The organism is Thiocapsa sp. (genome assembly GCF_011390875.1).
Lineage (GTDB): Bacteria > Pseudomonadota > Gammaproteobacteria > Chromatiales > Chromatiaceae > Thiocapsa.
The window spans coordinates 1-16576 of record NZ_JAABRP010000111.1; the positions used below are offsets into that span (position 1 = coordinate 1).

Below are 16576 nucleotides of genomic sequence, written 5' to 3' on the forward strand. Positions count from 1 at the left end.
GTCCTCCGAGAAGAACCGCGCGAGCCGCGCAGCGCAGACGTCGGCCGAGATGCTGGCCGGATAGAGCCCGGTGCGGGCCTGCGCGATGGCGCGTGGATCGATGTCGGTCGCGAAGACCTGCACCTTGTAGGCTTGCTTGAGGGTCTCCAGATGCTCGCGCAGCAGGATGGCGATGGAGTAGGCTTCCTCGCCGGTCGAGCACCCGCAGACCCAGACCCGCACGGTCGCGCCCGCGGGCTTGCCGTAAAACAGACGCGGAATGACCTCTGCCTCGAGGGCGGCGAAGGCCTCGGGATCGCGGAAGAAGTTGGTGACGCCGATCAGCAGGTCGCTGAACAGGGCATCGATCTCCGCCGGATCCTGCCGGAGGTAGCCGACATAGTCGCCCTGTCGATCGATCCGATGCAGCGCCATGCGCCGCTCGATCCGACGCCGCAGGGTGGTCTCCTTGTACTGGGAGAAATCATGGCGGGTCTTGTCGCGCAGCAGGATGCAGATCTTGGTCAGGGCATTCTCGGAGGACGCCGAGGGGGCGATCGGCCGGGTTGCCTTGCCGAAGGCCTGTGCGGCATAGGCGATGAGGTGCGCCGGCATCTCCGCCGGGGGCAGGACGTAATCGGCATGACCGCTGGCGATGAGGCTGCGCGGCATGCCGTCGTAGGCCGCCGTCTTGGGCGACTGCGCAATCACCAGGCCGCCTTCGCCCTTGATCGCCCGTGCGCCCAGGGTGCCGTCGCTGCCGGTACCCGAGAGCACGACACAGATGGCACGCTCATGCTGGTCTTGTGCCAAGGATCGGAAGAAGAAGTCGATCGGCAGGCGCAACCCGCGCGGCGCCGTTGGCTCGAGCAGGCGCAGCGCGCCGTTGAACAGGGCCATGTCGTGGCTGGGCGGGATGATGTAGGCGCAGTCCGGCTCGACCCGCATGCCGTCCTCGACCTCCCGGACCTGCATGCGGGTGTAACGCTTGACCAGCTCGGTCAGGATGCTCTTGTGGTCCGGTGCGAGATGCTGCACCAACACGAAGGCCATGCCGGTCTGGATATCGCGCGGAATGGCCGAGAAGAATGCCTCGAACGCGGCCAAGCCGCCGGCAGAGGCGCCGATGCCGACGACGGGGAACGGCGGCGCGGCGCTCCGCTCGGGCGGCGGCCCCGCGTCATTCGGGGCCTCGGTCGTGTTGTTCGGGATCGGCGGCACGGGCGGCGACGACGGCACTGCGGGCTCGGGCGCGGCGCCGTTTGCCTTTGCCGGCGACGCGATGCCCAGCCCTTCATCCTCGGCGCGCGTCCTGGTCAAGGCTTGTCTCCATCTGGGATAATGCGATGATCGAAGTCGATCGACGGGATGCGTTCGCGACTTCTCCGGCCGGGGCCTACAGGTATCCGATCGCGAAGGCGTGACATTGGCCTCGTGGCTGATCTGCTCTCGACCTTACCGTGAAGTGTAGCGGAGACGCCGGAATTGCTCTGTTCGGAAACGCACATAAGGTGCGATGCCAAGCGTGCCGGGCGCGCGGAGCGGTGTCGAGATTCCGAGACCGTCCGAGATCATTTTCGTTGTCGTCATCGTCATCGTCATCGACCATCGATACGATGACGACAACGACAACGACAACGAAAGGTCTCGACAGATCTGCCGTGCTGCAGTGGGCTTTTTAGATGATTCAGAGTGTGGACTTCGGAGGAGCCCTGATGCCCAACGCCACGACGAACCCGCGCCAAAATCGTCTGCTGGCCGCGTTGCCGGGGCCCGAATATCGCAAGCTGCTGCCGCACCTGGAGCTGGTCCAGCTGGACCTCGGGGAGACGGTCCACGAGTCCGGGGGCAAGTTGCGTTACGTCCTTTTTCCCACCACCGCCATCGTGTCCCTCCTGAATGTCATCGAGAGTGGCGCATCCGCGGAGATCGCCGTAGTCGGCAATGACGGCATCGTCGGCGTTGCCCTCTTGATGGGCGGGGAGACCATGCCGAACCTTGCCATGGTGCAGAGCGCCGGGGATGCGTATCGGCTGAGTGCACCCCTACTCAGGCAGGCACTCACGCGTACCGGAGGACGTCGCCGAGCGGTCCTGCCGCCGCTGTTGCTGCGCTACACCCAGTCTCTGCTGACCCAAATGGCGCAGACCGCCATCTGCAACCGTCATCACACGGTGGACCAACAGCTGTGTCGGTGGCTGCTGCTCAGTCTCGACCGTCTGCCCTCCAACGAGATTCACATGACTCAGGAGCTGATCGCCAACATGCTGGGTGTGCGACGCGAGGGCGTGACCGAGGCCGCCGGACGCTTACAGCGAGCCGCGTTGATCACGTACAGCCGGGGTCGGATTACCGTGCTGGATCGACCCGGGCTGGAAGCGCGGGTGTGCGAGTGCTACGAGGTAGTCAGGAAAGAATTTCACCGCCTGCTTCCCGAGGTGATCCCCACCCGCGCGGAAGCACTTCGACGGGTCGCAACGATCAACGGCACTCCTGATTAGACAGATCCTTTAGTCAAAATTTGGGCCATGCCGACTGCAGCCCGCAAGCTTCCGAGATCCGCCCGATCTGTCCCGGCCAGATCCAGCGCGGTGCCGTGATCCACCGAGGTGCGGATGATCGGCAGGCCGAGCGTGATGTTCACCGCCTGACCGAACCCCAGGTGCTTGAGCACCGGTAGTCCCTGATCGTGGTACATCGCCAAGACCGCGTCGGCGTCGGCGAGCTTGTCGGGGACAAAGGCGGTGTCCGCCGGCAAGGGTCCGATCAGATGCCATCCCAGTCCGCGCAGCGCGTTCAGGACGGGCTCGATCACCTCGATTTCCTCGCGTCCCAGGTGACCGCCTTCGCCTGCGTGCGGGTTCAGCCCGCAGACCAGGATGCGCGGCTCGGGGATCCCGAATCGGCTCGACAGGTCCCGGTGGAGAATCCGGATGACCTCGGTCAGGTGCTCGCGGGTGATGGCGGCACTCACGTCGCGCAGCGGCAGGTGTGTCGTGACCAAGGCCACACGCAGACCGGGTGTGGCAAGCATCATGACCGGCTCGGCGCCGCAGCGCTCGGCGAGAAATTCGGTGTGACCGGTGAAGGGCAGTCCGGCGTCGTTGATGATGCCTTTGTGCACCGGGCCTGTCACCAGGGCGTCGAAGGTGCCCTCCAGGCAGGCGTCGCAGGCGATGCGCAGCGTCTCGAGCACGTAAGGCGCATTGGCGGTATCAAGGCGGCCCGGGGTGACGGCTTGCCGCAAGGCGACCGGCAGAACCGCGAGGTGTCCGGGCTGCACCGATGACGCCGGGGGCGCCGGATCGCCGGGCTCGAAGCGGTCGATGTGCAGCCGGAGCCCGAGCCGTTGCGCACGCTCGGCCAGAAGATCCGGGTCCGCGATTGCGACCATCGGCGTGTCCGACGGCCCCTGGGCGAGGCGCACGACCAGATCCGGTCCGATCCCGGCGGGCTCGCCGGGCGTGACTGCAATCACAGCTGCGCGTCCTCGTCGAGTCGGACCTCCACATAGGCCTCGTCGCGCAGCTGACGCAGCCATTCCTCGGTGGCCTCCTCGGCCTTGCGGCGCTGCAGCGCTTCGCGCGCCTTGAGCCGCATGAACTCGCCCTCCTTGTCCTGGTTGCGTCGCTCGATCACCTGGACGATGTGCCAACCAAAGGGGCTCTGGAACGGCTCGCTCACGCCGTTCGGAGGCAGGGCGTTCATCGCCTCCTCGAAGTCCGGAACGGTGTCGCCGGGATTCACCCAGCCCAGGTCGCCACCCTTCAGGGCGGAGCCGGTATCGTCCGAATTGGAGCGGGCGAGAGTCGCGAAGTCTTCGCCGCCGAGGATGCGCATGCGCAGCTGCTCCAGACGCCGTTTCGCGTCGTCGTCGGAGACCAGCTCGTTCGTGCGGATCAGAATGTGACGGGCGTTGGTCTGCACGACATCGTCCGGGGTGGCGGCCTTGATCTCGTTGAGCTTGATGATGTGGTAGCCGCTGGGGCTGCTCAGGGGGTCGCTGATCTCGCCCTCGGCCATGGTGAAGGCGAGCTCGCTCACCAGGCTCGGCACCGCGCCCATCTCGAACCAGCCCAGATCGCCGCCCTGCAGGGCGTTGCGCCCGTCGGACTCGGCGGCGGCGACTCGGGCAAAATCCTCGCCGCCGCGCAGCCGCGTGACCAACCGGGCGGCCTCGGCCTCGGCGGCTTGGACCTGCGCCGGGGTCGCGTTCTCGGGCAAGGCGATCAGGATGTGCTGCAGCCGGACCTGCTCGCGCTCGATGAGGCGGCTCGACTCGCGCTCGAGAAAACGGTCGATCTCCTGGTCGGTGATCTGGATCTTGTTGACCACCTCTTGGTTCTGGAGACGGCTGGTGACGATCTGCGAGCGGGTGTCTTCGCGGAAATCAGCGAAGCGAATCCCCCCGGCCTCGAGCGTGGCCTGCAGCTCTTCGAGACTCAGCCCGTTGCGCTGGGCGATGTTGGTCAGGGCCTCGTTGAGCGTGGCCTCCTCCACTTGGATCCCCAGGTCGCGAGCGCGCTGCGCCTGCAGGCGCTTGAGGATGAGCCGGTCGAGAACCTGCTTTTCGAGCTGGGGACGCGGCGGTGCAGCCGTGCCCGCCTTTTGCATCTGCGGCAGGATCAGGTCGATCTCGGTGTCGAGCTCGCTGCGCACGACCACATCGTCGTTGACCACGGCGACGATCGCGTCCAGCTCTTGGATAGGCACCTGGCTCGTCGCCGGCGCCGATGCGATCAGCAGGCACGCGAAGAGCGAGCCGACAGCGGCGCGGCGACGACAGGCGCTCGCTCGATGATATCCGCGTCTAGTCCGAGTGATAACCATAGATGCCTCGTTCCAGGAGTGTGTCGATCTGGTTTCCGAATGAGCCGAGTCCGGCGAGCTCGACCTGCAACATCAGGCTGGTGTTGCCGCTGTCGTTGCCGGTCTGCAGATGTTGACCAAGTAACCTCAGACGCCAGCAACAGCGGCCGAACTCGATGCCGGCAAAGGCCTCGACGGTCTCCTCGTTGAGCATCGAGTAGAGCCAGCGCCCGACAAGTTTCACCTGCGAGCCGATGGGCACCTGCAACGAGAGGTCGGTGTCCTCGTAGCGCAGGTCCGGCTGGTCGCCGTAATTGAAGCGGTAGGCGAGGTTCAGTCGGCTGCCTTCGCTGGGCGCGTATCTCAATTGGAGGACCCGTTTCTCCCAGGGTGCCTCGGTGTCGTTGGGGTTCCATTGCAGGCTCGCCCGGGCGCTCCAGTGATCGCTGATGCGGGCCGCGAATTCGCCGGCGACGGAGGATTGGACATCGTCTTCGACCGAGTCGCCGGTCAACTGAACGCGGCGATCCTCGAAGAAATAGATCTGACCGACACTGGCGCGGAACAGCTCACTGCCGGTTTGATTGGCGATGGTGCGTGAGGTCAGTCCCAAGGTGAGCCTGTTCTCGTCGCCGATGCGGTCGAACCCCGTGAAGCGGTTCGGGCGAAACAGGCTGGCGAACGAGAAGTCCAGCGGGGTGGTGTCGAACAAGGGCGCGTTCGATTGGTCCTCGAAGGAGGTCAGCACATAGTAGATTCGCGGCTCCAGGGTCTGCAGCGTCGGGGTGCCGAACCAGGCGGTGTCGCGCTCGAAGACGAGGGTGCCGTCCAGGTCGAAGCTGGGAATCGCGTAGGACTGGCGCGACGGCAGACCCTCGGCCTGGTCGACCAGGTCGTAGCCGGTGTAGTAGAGCCTCGCGCGCGGGATGATATGCCCGAAGCTGCGACGCAGCGGCATGCGCAGGGTCGGGACCGCGACCAGTCGATTGCCGTGAACGCGCGCCGAATGGTCGAAGAAGTCGTACTGGCCCTCGAGGTCGTACTCGATCAGGTCGTTCCAGCGTTGCGGAAAATAGTCCAGCTCGACGTGCGGCATCTGCCCATAGGGTCGGTTGGCCGGCGCGATTGCGGCATCGATGGTCTGAAACTGTTGCACGCGCGTGAGTGCACGCCAACCCTTGCCGGAGTAGTAGATGTCGCCGCGCTGGACGAGGTTGCGCAGGCTCGTGGCGTCCAGGCGATTGCCGAAATCCTGCAGGTACTGATCATCGGAGACCGATGCGAAATCGATCGCGCTCGACCAGCGCGGGCCGAGCCGCCCCGTTTGCTCGATGCGCAGGGCACCGCGTGTGCCGAGCTCGGTGGCTCGGCGGTCCTCGGGCAGGACCTCGGCGTTGATTTCAACCCTTTGAAAGCGATCGAGATAGCGCAGCTCCGTGCCCATCATCAGGCCGCGTGTGCTCATGATGCGCGGGGTAATGGTCGCGTCGATGTTCGGGGCAATGTTCCAGTAGTAGGGGATGCTGATGTCTGTGCCGGTCGTGTTGGACGAGCCGAAGCTCGGGATCAGGAAGCCGCTGCGACGCCGATCGTCGATCGGGAAGAAGATGTAGGGTGTGTAAAGTACCGGGATCTTGCCGATACGGATCCGGGCGTGGTGGGCATAGCCCATCCCGCTTTCCTGATTGAGTTTGAGATCGCGCGCCTTGATCGACCAGTCCGCATTGCCGGGTGGGCAGGTGGTGTAGGTGATGTTGCGATAACGGCTCTGCTGCTCCGAGAGGATCTCGGCCTCCTCGGCGGTGCCGAGCAGATTCGCACTGCCGGAGAGCCGATAGCGTGCCGTGCCGATCGTGCCCTGGCGGGTCAGGACATTATAATCGGCTTTGTCCCCTTGGATGCGAAGTCCGGGGGTTTCCAGGAAGACATCGCCACGTGCGTCGAGCCGCCCACTGCGCCGATCATAGGTCGAGCGATCAGCCAGCATGCGTTGATCGGCCTGCACGACGTCGACGCCGCCCCGCAGCTGAATGACCTCGGTATTGCGGTCGTAGTCGACGCGATCGGCGACGATCTGCACCGGGACGCCTGCGCTGCCCGTCGGGGCCGCGGGCCCGGTGAAACCGGCTGCGCCGGAGCGGGGTCCGCAGAACTCCCAGGGAAGGTCGGCATGCAGCCGTGGGTCCCAGGCCGCGGGGAGTTCAAGTGCGCGCGGTGCGAACTCCACCGCCGGTGCCGTTGCAACCGGATCTTCGGGGGGCACGAGCAGCGGCAGGGCCTCGTCCGTATCGCCCTGCGGATCCCGGCGGTCGAGGTCCTGTAGTCCATCGCCCGGAGAATCCAGCGTCAAAGGTTCGAGCGGCGGCAGCGCCACGGGAACGGCGACGGTCGAGACGCTCGAGCTCGGCACGGTCGGCGTACCGATCGGGGCATCGGGCGCGTCGACGGGGGGAGCGGTCGGATCGCCGGCCGGATCGGGGGTAAGGCCCGGGTTCGCGGCGGCCTCCGGGGCAGCGTTCATCTCTGCCGCGGGGCGTTCGTCCGCGACCGCGGTCGCGGCGACACAGAGAATGATGGCCAGTGAAACGAGGCGCACGTTGGGTGTCAGGTCGACTCAAGCCGTGAGCGGTCCAAGGTTGGGGTCTCGGATCGGTGGACGGGTTCGCATGAACCTGTAACCATGGCACATCTGTAGAAGCTCAGCAATCTTGAACCTGTCGCGGGCCGGTCGGTTCGCGGCGCCGACGTGACTGATCGGGGTGTCCGTGTCTGATCGATTCGAACGTATGCGCCTCTGGGCGGCGGGGATCTTGGGGTCGGAGGACTTCGAGCTGCAACCCGCCTCGTCGGACGCGAGCTTCCGTCGCTATTGGCGGGTCTTTCATGCCGGTACCACGCGCGTGCTGATGGACGCGCCACCCGATCTCGAGGACTGCGGACGCTTCGCCGATCTGTCGCGACGGTTTCGCGCGGCCGGGCTCAACACCCCCGAGATCCATGCGGAGGATCGCGCCGCCGGCTTTCTCATGCTCACCGATTTCGGCGACCGGGTGTACCTCGGTGAGCTGACCCGGGATACGGCCGACCGACTCTACGGCGACGCGCTGGGCGCCTTGGCGCTCATCCAGGCGTGCGGCCCCACGGATGACCTGCCGATCTACGACGAGCCCTTCCTGCGCCGGGAGCTGGGTCTTTTCCGCGAATGGTTTCTCGGCTCGCTGCCGGGTCTGGTGCTCACGCCGGAGGAGTCCGCGGCGCTTGCGCGCGTCGAGGATCGGCTCGTAGCGAGTGCCTTGGAGCAGCCGCGGGTGTGCGTTCATCGTGACTTTCACTCGCGCAACCTGATGCTGACGGAGACCGGTAATCCAGGCATCCTCGATTTTCAGGACGCCGTGGTGGGGCCCGTCACTTACGATCTGGTTTCGCTTTTGCGTGACTGTTACATCGCCTGGCCGGCCGAGCGGGTGACCGATTGGGCTTCGGGCTATTTTCACTCCGCCGTTCGAAGCGGCGTGCTTCAAGACGAGGGTCTCGGGCGTTTCCTGCGCTGGCTCGACCTCATGGGCGTGCAGCGCCACCTCAAGGCCTGCGGGATCTTTGCGCGTCTGAATCGTCGCGACGGAAAACCGCACTATCTCGCCGATATTCCGCGTACCCTGGGCTATGTCCGCGAGGTTGCGGGCCGCTATCCCGAGCTCGAGGGTCTGTCGCGGTTGTTGGACACGCGTGTCATGCCGTCGCTCGACGGCTTGCTTGCGACGGTATCGACCACCCGGGGCTGATGCTCGAGCGAGCGGTGCCTGCTCCGGCAGGTACCGCTGCCCTCGGATCACTCGGCGCTCGGCGGGCGGGCGTTGGTCGTGGCGCGGGTCAGGATGCGCTCGCTGCCGCGCCAGACCTCCAGGCTCAAGGCGGCATGAGGTCCTGCACCGGCAACTGCGTCCAGAAGATCCTGTACCGTGGCGACGTTGCGGTCGTCGATCCGGGTCACCACGTCGCCCGGCCGCAGACCCGCCTGCGCCGCCGGACTGTCGCGCAGGGTCGAGGCGACCAATACCCCGTGCCCCGCACGCAGGCCGAAGGACTCGGCCAGCTCCGGGGTGACGCTTCGCCCGCTCAGGCCAATCCACCCGCGCGTGACTTGACCCTGCGTGGCGAGAGCGCGCGCCACATCGATCGCGATCTCGGTCGGGATGGCAAAGCCGATGCCTTGTGCGGTGCCGGTCTCGGTGAAGATCGCAGTGTTGATGCCGACGAGCTCGCCTCGCGCATTGATCAAGGCACCGCCCGAATTTCCCGGGTTGATGGCGGCGTCGGTCTGGATAAAGCGCTCGATATTGGTGATGCCCAGCTCGCCGCGTCCGGTGGCGCTTACGATCCCCATGGTGACCGTTTGACCGACCCCGAACGGATTGCCGATCGCCAGGGCGAGATCGCCCACACGAAGAGACTGCGCGTTCCCGATCGGCGCTGCGGGCAGTCCCTGCGCATCGGCCTTGAGAACGGCAAGGTCCGTATCCGCATCGACACCGACCAGTGTAAGTGCGAGTGAGCGCCCGTCTGCAAGCACGGCGCTGATACGATCTGCGTCCTGCACGACATGACGATTGGTCAGGATGAAGCCGTCGGGCGAGAGGATGACACCCGAGCCTATACCGGTGCGGGAGGCGGCTGCCCCGGGTGGCCCATGGTGGTGTCCCGGATAGGGCGGCAGGGTCGTTCGCGGTGCAGCGGGCTCGGCTTGCGTCGCGAAGATGCTGACGACCGCGGGAGCGACCCGAGCAACCGACGTCGCGAACGTCGGCAGGTCGTCGAGCCGAGCCGGCACGGCGGTTCCGCTCTCTTGTGGCGGCGACACGCCCGGCCCGGGCGGGGCCAGCGACAACGTCAGCAGGGAACCCGAGGCCCCGCCGATGACGGCCGCAATCAGAAGGGTGGTTGGACCTGTCTTGATCATCCGATTAAGCTACGCAGCCACGGGGCCCCGGCGACGGAGGGCGACGGAGCCGAAACATCGGCCCTTTGACCGAGCGTCATTCTAAACCATGGTTGATCCTTACGCATTGGTCGCCTATTGCGATCGTTTTCTCGCCGCCGGTGATTTCGACGACTACGCGCCGAACGGCTTGCAGGTTGAAGGCGAACGTTCGATTGCGCGGCTCGTCAGCGGCGTGACGGCAAGCGCTGCCTTGATCGAGGCTGCGAGCACATGGGGTGCTGACGCGATTCTGGTCCACCACGGGTGGTTCTGGAAGAGCGAGGCCCCCTGTCTCGTCGGCATGAAGGGGCGGCGCGCAAGGCAATTGTTCAAGGCCGGGGCCAGCCTGATCGCGTATCATCTGCCACTTGACGCGCATCCTATCGTGGGCAACAACGCCGTCTTGGCTCGCCGGCTCGGATGGGTCGATGCCGAACCCGTGGCTGATCGCCGAGGACTCTTGTGGTCCGGGCGTTTAAGTCCCGGATGTTCGCCGGATGCACTCGCTGCGCATGTCTCCGAGCGTCTCGGGCGCCCCGCGACGCTGATCGACGCGGGCCGGGAGCGGATCGAGCGGATCGCGTGGTGTACCGGCGGCGGCCAGGGATATCTCGAGCAGGCCGCCGCGCTCGGCGTCGACGCCTACGTGAGCGGCGAAATTTCCGAGCAGACGACCCACGCCGCGCGTGAGCTCGGAATCGCCTTCGTTGCGGCCGGACATCATGCGACCGAGCGCTATGGGGTTCAGGCTCTCGGCGAGCACCTTGCAGAACGGTTCGGGTTGGAGCATCGGTTCATCGAGATCGATAATCCTGCCTAAACGTGGAGCGGCTTGGAGTCCGGGCCGCTTGGTCTTGACCGATCCGACCGGAATACAAGACAATGCCCGGTCGATTTTGTAGAGAATCGGTATATTCTGATCTTCCTTATTCATGACTATGCGTGAGCCGCCACCCGAATAAACCGTTCAGGGGGCTCGCGCCAGCCGGGGGTTAGTGGCTTATGAGCGCACAAGGCGTGAACAAAACCAGGCGGCGTGTGCTTGTCGCCGCGACCAGCGTGGTCGGAGCCGTCGGAGCCGGCTTCGCCCTCGTCCCATTTATCGCGTCGATGAACCCGAGCGCCAAGGCGCGTGCCGCGGGTGCGCCGGTCGAAGCCGACATCAGCCAGTTGGAACCGGGCGCGATCCTTCGCGTCAAATGGCGCGGTAAACCGGTTTGGGTCGTCAGCCGTACACCGGAGATGCTCGAGGCGCTACCGACACTGGACGGCCAAATGGTCGATCCGGCGTCTGCGGTGCCGCAACAGCCGGAGTATTGCCAGAACGCGACGCGCTCGATCAAGGATCAGTACTTCGTCGTGATCGGGATCTGCACGCACCTGGGCTGCTCTCCGACCTTTCGGCCGGAGTTCGGTCCCGACGATCTCGGCGCGCAGTGGCGCGGCGGATTCTTCTGCCCCTGCCACGGCTCCAGGTTCGACCTTGCCGGCCGGGTGTACAAGGGTGTTCCGGCCCCTACAAATCTGGTGATTCCCGTGCATACGTACATCAACGACACCACCATCTTGGTCGGTGAGGATCGAGGAGCGGCTTGATGAGCGCAGAAAAGTCCGAGAACCTCAGCTGGATCGATAAGCGATTCCCGCTGACGGAGACCTGGAAAGCACACCTTTCCGAGTATTACGCCCCGAAGAACCTCAACTTCTGGTCGTTTTTCGGCTCGCTGGCGATCTTGACGCTGGTGATCCAGATCGTCTCCGGCCTCTGGTTGGCGATGAGCTACAAGCCGTCGGCCGTGGAGGCATTTGCGTCGGTCGAATACATCATGCGCGATGTCGAGTGGGGGTGGTTGATTCGTTACATCCATTCCACGGGCGCGTCCGCTTTCTTCATCGTCATCTATCTGCACATGTTCCGCGCCCTGCTCTGGGGCTCCTACCGCAAGCCACGCGAGCTGCTGTGGATCATCGGCGTCGTGATTTATTTGGTGATGATGGCGACCGCCTTCTTCGGCTATCTCCTGCCTTGGGGGCAGATGTCGTTCTGGGGTGCGCAGGTGATCGTGAATCTGTTTGCGGCCGTCCCGGTCGTCGGCGACGATCTCGCGGTCTGGGTGCGCGGTGACTATGTCATCTCGGATACGACGCTCAACCGGTTCTTCGCTTTCCATTTCCTTTTGCCGTTCGTTTTGGCCGCTTTGGTGTTCCTGCACATCGTTGCACTCCATCATGTCGGCTCCAATAACCCGGACGGTGTCGAAATCAAGGAAGGTCCGAAGGGCAATCGCTGGAGCGATAAGGCCCCGGCGGACGGGATCCCCTTCCATCCGTACTACACGGTGAAGGATTTGGTTGGCGTGGTCGTATTCCTCGCGATCTTCTCGGCCATCGTCTTCTACGCCCCGACCATGGGCGGACTCTTCATCGAGGCGCCGAACTTCCAGCCGGCCAACCCCTTCCAGACCCCCGCGCATATCGCTCCGGTGTGGTACTTCACGCCCTACTACGCGATGTTGCGGGCGGTGCCGCCGATGTATGGATCCCAGTTCCCGGGCGTGGTCGTCATGTTCGCGGCGATCCTGATCCTCTTCGTGCTGCCGTGGCTGGACCGCAGCAAGGTCAAGTCGATGCGCTACAAGGGCCCGATCTTTAAGGTCATGACGGGGCTGTTCGCGATCTCCTTCATTGTGTTGGCCTGGCTCGGTCTGCAACCGGTGGATCCCTTCCTGACCCTGTTGTCGCAGATCTTCACGGCCATCTATTTCGCCTACTTCCTGCTGATGCCGATCTACAGCTCGATCGACAAGACCAAGCCCGTTCCGGAGAGGGTGACCTCATGAGAAAGCTGATCATTGCCACCCTGGTTCTGTTGTTGCCCGCCGTGGGCTTCGCCGCAGGCGGTCATGTCAAGTTGGAGAAGGCCGAGATCGATCTGAACGATCAGGCGTCGCTCCAGCGCGGGGCGAAGTATTTCGTCAACTACTGCATGGCGTGTCATTCGCTCAGTCACATGCGCTATTCACGCATGGCGGACGATCTGGGGATCGACGACAAGTCACTGCGCGAGAACCTCTTGTTCGGTGACGCTCAGCCGACGGACATGATGAAGAACTCGATGCGGCCTGCAGACGGCGAGGTCTGGTTCGGTACGGCGGTTCCCGACCTCACGTTGGTGACGCGCTGGCGCAGCCCGGACTGGGTCTACACCTACCTGAAGAGCTACTACGCCGATCCTTCACGGCCTTACGGCGTGAACAACGTGATCTTCCCGCTGGTGGGTATGCCTCACGTGCTCGGTGATCTGCAGGGGGTGCAGGAGGCGATCGTGGAAGAGCATGAGGGTCACGAGCCGACCATCGCCGGCGTTCAGCTCACCCAGCCCGGAAGCTTGGCCCCCGAGGAATACGACGCCATGGTGCGCGACATCACCGCGTTCCTGACCTACGCGGGCGAGCCGAGCCAAATGGAGCGGCGCAGGATGGGTATCTATGTCTTGCTGTTCCTCGGCCTCTTCTTCATCGTGGCCTTTGCGCTGAAGAAGGAATACTGGAAAGACGTCCACTAAAGGTCGTCGCACCCCGCATCGGTCTCGATCAATCGCGGCCGACGCGGGTTCTCTCCGTTTGACGGTTTGGGCGGAAGCACCTGCTTCCGTTCCGCTACTCCCGATGCTCTGTTCACTCATGAGCGCAATGCTCAAGGCAGCTGACCCGGATGGTCGGCGATACCTGTTCCTCGGGCCCGACCGGGCTTTGTCCACATGCTGGAGAAGGGAAGAATGGCTGTGGCTGCGAGTAGACGATCCGTGATGACGCTATTTTCCGATCCCACCTGTCCATACTGCCACCGTGTTCGGATGGTACTCGCCGAGAAGGGTATCGCGGTCGACGTGATCGATGTCGATGCGAACGACCTGCCGGACGAGGTGATGGATTTTAACCCTTACGGGACCGTGCCGACGCTTGTCGATCGGGATCTGCGACTCTACGAGTCACGGATTATCATGGAGTATCTCGACGAACGCTTCCCTCACCCTCCCTTGCTCCCTGTCGATCCCGTTTCGCGGGCCAGCGCGCGGCTGTTCATGTACCGCATCGATCGCGATTGGTACACCCTGATGGGCCGTATTGCCCTGGGGAGTCCGGAGGACGCGGAACAGGCGCGTAAGGAGTTGCGCGAGAGCCTGGCCGTGACGGCGCCGGTTTTCGGTGCCCATACCTTCTTTATGAACGACGAGTTTTCTCTGGTCGACTGCTGCATCGCGCCGCTTTTGTGGCGGCTGCCTGTTCTCGGCGTCGAGCTGCCGCCTCAGGCCGAGGCGCTGCGGGTGTACATGCGACGCATCTTTGCCTGCGACGCCTTTCGTAAGAGCCTCACCGAGGCCGAGAAGGAGATGATCGCGGACGTGTCCTGATGGAGGGCTCGATGGAAAGTGAGATCGACACGATGACCTCGACGAAACCTTATCTGATCCGGGCGATCTACGAGTGGATCCTGGACAACGATATGACGCCGCATTTGGTGGTGGATGTCCGTTATCCCGGTGTCCAGGCACCAAAGGAATTCGTCGAAGACGAGCGCTTGGTGCTCAATCTCTCGCCGAGTGCCGTGCGTTCTCTTGTCCTGGGAAACGAGCAGATCGAGTTCAACGCGCGCTTCGGCGGGGTGGCTCGCGACGTGTTCTTTCCCGTCGAAGCGGTGCTGGGTATCTTCACGCGCGAAAACGGGCAAGGGATGGTCTTCCCCGAGCTGGCCTATCCGCTTCCCGGCGAGCCCGAGATCGCTTCCGACGCGCACCTCGAGCAGGAGCGAAGCAAGCCGCGATCGGTCGGTCGGCCTCGGGGCATGAGCCCGAGCTCCCAAGAGCCTCAAGGACCCAAATTGCCTTCAGGTAAAGGAAAAGGTAAGGCCGGCGGTCCGACGCTGAAGGTCGTCAAGTAGGCTCTGTTCGGAGCTTGCTCGTCGATCGGCGCGAGCCGGATTCGCACGTACAACGGTTTCCTATCCCAAATGCCGAGGGCGCGCGGCGTGTCGTCCCCGGCGCGGTTCAGGCGTCCTGCGCCTGTGTCGGGAGGCCGAAACTCAGATCTTCGAGCGTCATTCCTCGCATGACCAGATAGCCGCTGCGGCGTCCGACGCCTTCCTCGCTGAAGTCGAAGCGATAAACACGACGCATCCTCAAGCCTTCCGAGCGCCAAGCGAGACCGAGTCGCCGCAAGGCAACCGTTTGATCCAGAAACTGAAGTTCCCGTTGTTTGCAGGCGCTCTTGCAGACCTCCGTTGCGATTTCGCGCGCGCGCATGCTGTCCAGCCAGAACCAGCCGAGTAAGAGAAGTAAAAAGACGGCGAGCAGGTTGCTCATGACGGGTCCTTGAGTGTGGCGGACGGGTGAGGGTGACGTCAGGTTCGCAGGAGGCAGACGTCCTCGCGATGTCGCGGCAGCCCAAGTCGCACGCTCTACCGGCAGAATCCGCGCATGGCGGCATCGTATGCGGTCACGGCGGCGAGCGCTTCGCAGGCTGCGCGGACGTGGGCCGACTTAGTATACTGACTGTCCTTCAACAACACAGGTGTGACCGAGATGAAGAGGCATGTCCTGTCGGCCGTCATCGTGTCATGCACGGCCATTTGGCTGGGTGCTTGCGGCCAGGACCAAGCGCCGGTCGAGGAGGCCGCAGCTCCGCCCGAAGAGAAGGCGACGATGTTTGACCAGGCGGTCGAGACGACCAAGGATGCCTCGGATCGTGTCGGCGCGGCCGCGACTGCGGCTAAGGATGCCGCCGCGGAGGCTGCGGCGTCGGCGATGGAGCAGGCCGGTGTCGTGCGTGATCGCACCGAGACACAAGCCAAGGAGATGATCGAGCAGGTCAAGAACTTCCTGGCGGAGGATAAGGAAGAAATGGCGCGTGAGGTCATGGACAAGCTGTCGGCCATGAAGGATTCGGTCTCCGATACATTGCGTGCCGAGATCGAACGTCTCGAGGCGATGTTCTCGGACGCCTAAGCAGCGGCTGCAGAAACCTTCGGGGCGTCCGTTTACCCGGGTGTCGGACGGGTCACCGCCGGCTGCGTTGTCGGCGCGGCGACGCAGCCGCGGTTTCCTCGCCGGCCGCGCGCGGATTGTTTCACTTGCCATCACTCGAGGCTCGGCGATCGCTGCACCGTCGCGTGGAAATGTCGGTTGGGGGACGCGTATGGCTTGGCTCTATCTCGTCGTTGCCGGCATCTTCGAATGGGGGTGGCCCGTCGGCTTGAAGCTCGGGATGACCGATTCGGGGCTACGCTGGGGCTGGATCGGTTTCGCCGTAGTCTGCATCGTGGCGAGCGGTGCCTGCTTGCTCGTCGCACAGAAGAGCATTCCCATGGGTACCGCATATGCGGTCTGGACGGGCATCGGTGCCGTCGGTGCCTTTGCCATCGGGATTCTCCTGTTCGCCGAGCCGGCGACCCTCCTGCGGTTTTTCTTCGTCGGCATGATCGTGCTGGGCATCGTGGGATTGAAGCTGGTCTCCGGTCCTTAAGTGCGAGGCTGCCTTGCCGGCTGCTCAGTCGAGGTGCCGAGTCGGCGGCTCGCGCTGAAGCTCCCTGATCTCGGGGCCCAGCATGATGGCGATCGGTCGCGTTTGCGGGTTGGTGTCCAGCGCGATTTTGAGCGACATGGTCAGGGGTACCGACAGAAACATGCCGACCGGCCCCAGAACCCATCCCCAGAACACCAGCGAGACGAAGACCACGAGGGTGGAGAGTCCGAGCCCGTATCCCATGATTTTCGGCTCCAGGATGCTCCCGACCAGGGTGTTGACCACCAAA

At 64.2% G+C, this 16576-nt stretch carries 17 protein-coding genes; 10 read left to right on the forward strand and 7 right to left on the reverse strand.

Annotated features, from left to right (window positions below; all coding sequences use genetic code 11):
• The coding region (locus GPT33_RS10535) for a chemotaxis protein CheB (RefSeq protein WP_296808499.1) at positions 1 to 1200 on the reverse strand (1200 nt) is incomplete at its 3' end.
• A 494-nt stretch (positions 1201 to 1694) separates the two neighbouring features.
• Between GPT33_RS10535 and GPT33_RS10540 the strand changes: the two genes are divergently transcribed.
• Complete coding sequence (locus tag GPT33_RS10540) at positions 1695 to 2480, forward strand: Crp/Fnr family transcriptional regulator (RefSeq protein WP_296808465.1); 786 nt, start codon at positions 1695 to 1697, stop codon at positions 2478 to 2480.
• On the opposite strand, the gene pdxA is transcribed toward GPT33_RS10540, so the two are convergent.
• The 3 genes from pdxA to lptD are packed head-to-tail and all read right to left on the reverse strand — an operon-like array spanning position 2477 to position 7384.
• Positions 2477 to 3457, reverse strand: coding sequence for a 4-hydroxythreonine-4-phosphate dehydrogenase PdxA (pdxA, locus tag GPT33_RS10545; protein WP_296808467.1), 981 nt, complete (start codon positions 3455 to 3457; stop codon positions 2477 to 2479). The genes GPT33_RS10540 and pdxA overlap by 4 nt on opposite strands.
• Positions 3454 to 4809 carry a peptidylprolyl isomerase gene (locus GPT33_RS10550; protein WP_296808470.1) on the reverse strand — a complete coding sequence of 452 codons (1356 nt, stop codon included), beginning with the start codon at positions 4807 to 4809 and terminating at the stop codon, positions 3454 to 3456. Before GPT33_RS10550 ends, pdxA begins: the two co-directional genes overlap by 4 nt.
• Positions 4790 to 7384 carry an LPS assembly protein LptD gene (gene lptD / locus GPT33_RS10555; protein ID WP_296808473.1) on the reverse strand — a complete coding sequence of 865 codons (2595 nt, stop codon included), beginning with the start codon at positions 7382 to 7384 and terminating at the stop codon, positions 4790 to 4792. The genes GPT33_RS10550 and lptD overlap by 20 nt, the downstream gene beginning before the upstream one ends.
• Positions 7385 to 7574: 190 nt before the next feature.
• Here lptD and GPT33_RS10560 point away from each other — a divergent pair, with 190 nt between their 5' ends.
• Positions 7575 to 8570 carry a phosphotransferase gene (locus GPT33_RS10560; RefSeq protein WP_296808501.1) on the forward strand — a complete coding sequence of 332 codons (996 nt, stop codon included), beginning with the start codon at positions 7575 to 7577 and terminating at the stop codon, positions 8568 to 8570.
• Positions 8571 to 8617: 47 nt separating this feature from the next.
• Here the strand turns inward: GPT33_RS10560 and GPT33_RS10565 are convergent, their stop codons facing one another.
• Positions 8618 to 9745, reverse strand: coding sequence for a trypsin-like peptidase domain-containing protein (locus tag GPT33_RS10565; protein ID WP_296808476.1), 1128 nt, complete (start codon positions 9743 to 9745; stop codon positions 8618 to 8620).
• Positions 9746 to 9833: 88 nt separating this feature from the next.
• Here GPT33_RS10565 and GPT33_RS10570 point away from each other — a divergent pair, with 88 nt between their 5' ends.
• From GPT33_RS10570 to GPT33_RS10595, 6 genes are all read left to right on the forward strand, one after another.
• Positions 9834 to 10586 (forward strand): Nif3-like dinuclear metal center hexameric protein, encoded by a 753-nt coding sequence (locus GPT33_RS10570; protein ID WP_296808479.1) that lies wholly within the window; start codon positions 9834 to 9836, stop codon positions 10584 to 10586.
• 182 nt (positions 10587 to 10768) lie between these two features.
• Positions 10769 to 11362: a ubiquinol-cytochrome c reductase iron-sulfur subunit gene (gene petA, locus GPT33_RS10575; RefSeq protein ID WP_296808481.1), complete on the forward strand. Its 594-nt coding sequence runs from the start codon at positions 10769 to 10771 to the stop codon at positions 11360 to 11362.
• Positions 11362 to 12606, forward strand: coding sequence for a cytochrome b N-terminal domain-containing protein (locus tag GPT33_RS10580; RefSeq protein ID WP_296808483.1), 1245 nt, complete (start codon positions 11362 to 11364; stop codon positions 12604 to 12606). The genes petA and GPT33_RS10580 overlap by 1 nt, the downstream gene beginning before the upstream one ends.
• Positions 12603 to 13331 (forward strand): cytochrome c1, encoded by a 729-nt coding sequence (locus GPT33_RS10585; protein ID WP_296808485.1) that lies wholly within the window; start codon positions 12603 to 12605, stop codon positions 13329 to 13331. The genes GPT33_RS10580 and GPT33_RS10585 overlap by 4 nt, the downstream gene beginning before the upstream one ends.
• Before the next feature lie 213 nt (positions 13332 to 13544).
• Complete coding sequence (gene sspA / locus GPT33_RS10590; protein ID WP_296808487.1) at positions 13545 to 14180, forward strand: stringent starvation protein SspA; 636 nt, start codon at positions 13545 to 13547, stop codon at positions 14178 to 14180.
• 32 nt (positions 14181 to 14212) lie between these two features.
• Positions 14213 to 14707 (forward strand): ClpXP protease specificity-enhancing factor, encoded by a 495-nt coding sequence (locus GPT33_RS10595; RefSeq protein ID WP_296808489.1) that lies wholly within the window; start codon positions 14213 to 14215, stop codon positions 14705 to 14707.
• A 106-nt stretch (positions 14708 to 14813) separates the two neighbouring features.
• On the opposite strand, the gene GPT33_RS10600 is transcribed toward GPT33_RS10595, so the two are convergent.
• On the reverse strand, positions 14814 to 15128 hold the full coding sequence (locus GPT33_RS10600; RefSeq protein ID WP_296808491.1) for a DUF3301 domain-containing protein: 315 nt from the start codon (positions 15126 to 15128) through the stop codon (positions 14814 to 14816).
• Between the two features lie 219 nt (positions 15129 to 15347).
• Here GPT33_RS10600 and GPT33_RS10605 point away from each other — a divergent pair, with 219 nt between their 5' ends.
• Together GPT33_RS10605 and GPT33_RS10610 are read left to right on the forward strand one after the other, a co-directional pair.
• On the forward strand, positions 15348 to 15770 hold the full coding sequence (locus tag GPT33_RS10605; RefSeq protein WP_296808493.1) for a hypothetical protein: 423 nt from the start codon (positions 15348 to 15350) through the stop codon (positions 15768 to 15770).
• Positions 15771 to 15960: 190 nt separating this feature from the next.
• Complete coding sequence (locus GPT33_RS10610; RefSeq protein ID WP_296808495.1) at positions 15961 to 16287, forward strand: multidrug efflux SMR transporter; 327 nt, start codon at positions 15961 to 15963, stop codon at positions 16285 to 16287.
• 24 nt (positions 16288 to 16311) lie between these two features.
• On the opposite strand, the gene GPT33_RS10615 is transcribed toward GPT33_RS10610, so the two are convergent.
• The coding region (locus tag GPT33_RS10615; protein ID WP_296808497.1) for an AI-2E family transporter at positions 16312 to 16576 on the reverse strand (265 nt) is incomplete at its 5' end.

Bases quoted from the DNA above. Each gene is read 5' to 3' on its own strand.
- GPT33_RS10540 (WP_296808465.1), top strand. From the start codon at position 1,695: ATGCCCAACGCCACGACGAACCCGCGCCAAAATCGTCTGCTGGCCGCG.
- GPT33_RS10550 (WP_296808470.1), bottom strand. From the start codon at position 4,809: ATGGTTATCACTCGGACTAGACGCGGATATCATCGAGCGAGCGCCTGT.
- GPT33_RS10560 (WP_296808501.1), top strand. From the start codon at position 7,575: ATGCGCCTCTGGGCGGCGGGGATCTTGGGGTCGGAGGACTTCGAGCTG.
- GPT33_RS10565 (WP_296808476.1), bottom strand. From the start codon at position 9,745: ATGATCAAGACAGGTCCAACCACCCTTCTGATTGCGGCCGTCATCGGC.
- GPT33_RS10570 (WP_296808479.1), top strand. From the start codon at position 9,834: ATGGTTGATCCTTACGCATTGGTCGCCTATTGCGATCGTTTTCTCGCC.
- petA (WP_296808481.1), top strand. From the start codon at position 10,769: ATGAGCGCACAAGGCGTGAACAAAACCAGGCGGCGTGTGCTTGTCGCC.
- GPT33_RS10580 (WP_296808483.1), top strand. From the start codon at position 11,362: ATGAGCGCAGAAAAGTCCGAGAACCTCAGCTGGATCGATAAGCGATTC.
- GPT33_RS10585 (WP_296808485.1), top strand. From the start codon at position 12,603: ATGAGAAAGCTGATCATTGCCACCCTGGTTCTGTTGTTGCCCGCCGTG.
- sspA (WP_296808487.1), top strand. From the start codon at position 13,545: ATGGCTGTGGCTGCGAGTAGACGATCCGTGATGACGCTATTTTCCGAT.
- GPT33_RS10595 (WP_296808489.1), top strand. From the start codon at position 14,213: ATGACCTCGACGAAACCTTATCTGATCCGGGCGATCTACGAGTGGATC.
- GPT33_RS10600 (WP_296808491.1), bottom strand. From the start codon at position 15,128: ATGAGCAACCTGCTCGCCGTCTTTTTACTTCTCTTACTCGGCTGGTTC.
- GPT33_RS10605 (WP_296808493.1), top strand. From the start codon at position 15,348: ATGAAGAGGCATGTCCTGTCGGCCGTCATCGTGTCATGCACGGCCATT.
- GPT33_RS10610 (WP_296808495.1), top strand. From the start codon at position 15,961: ATGGCTTGGCTCTATCTCGTCGTTGCCGGCATCTTCGAATGGGGGTGG.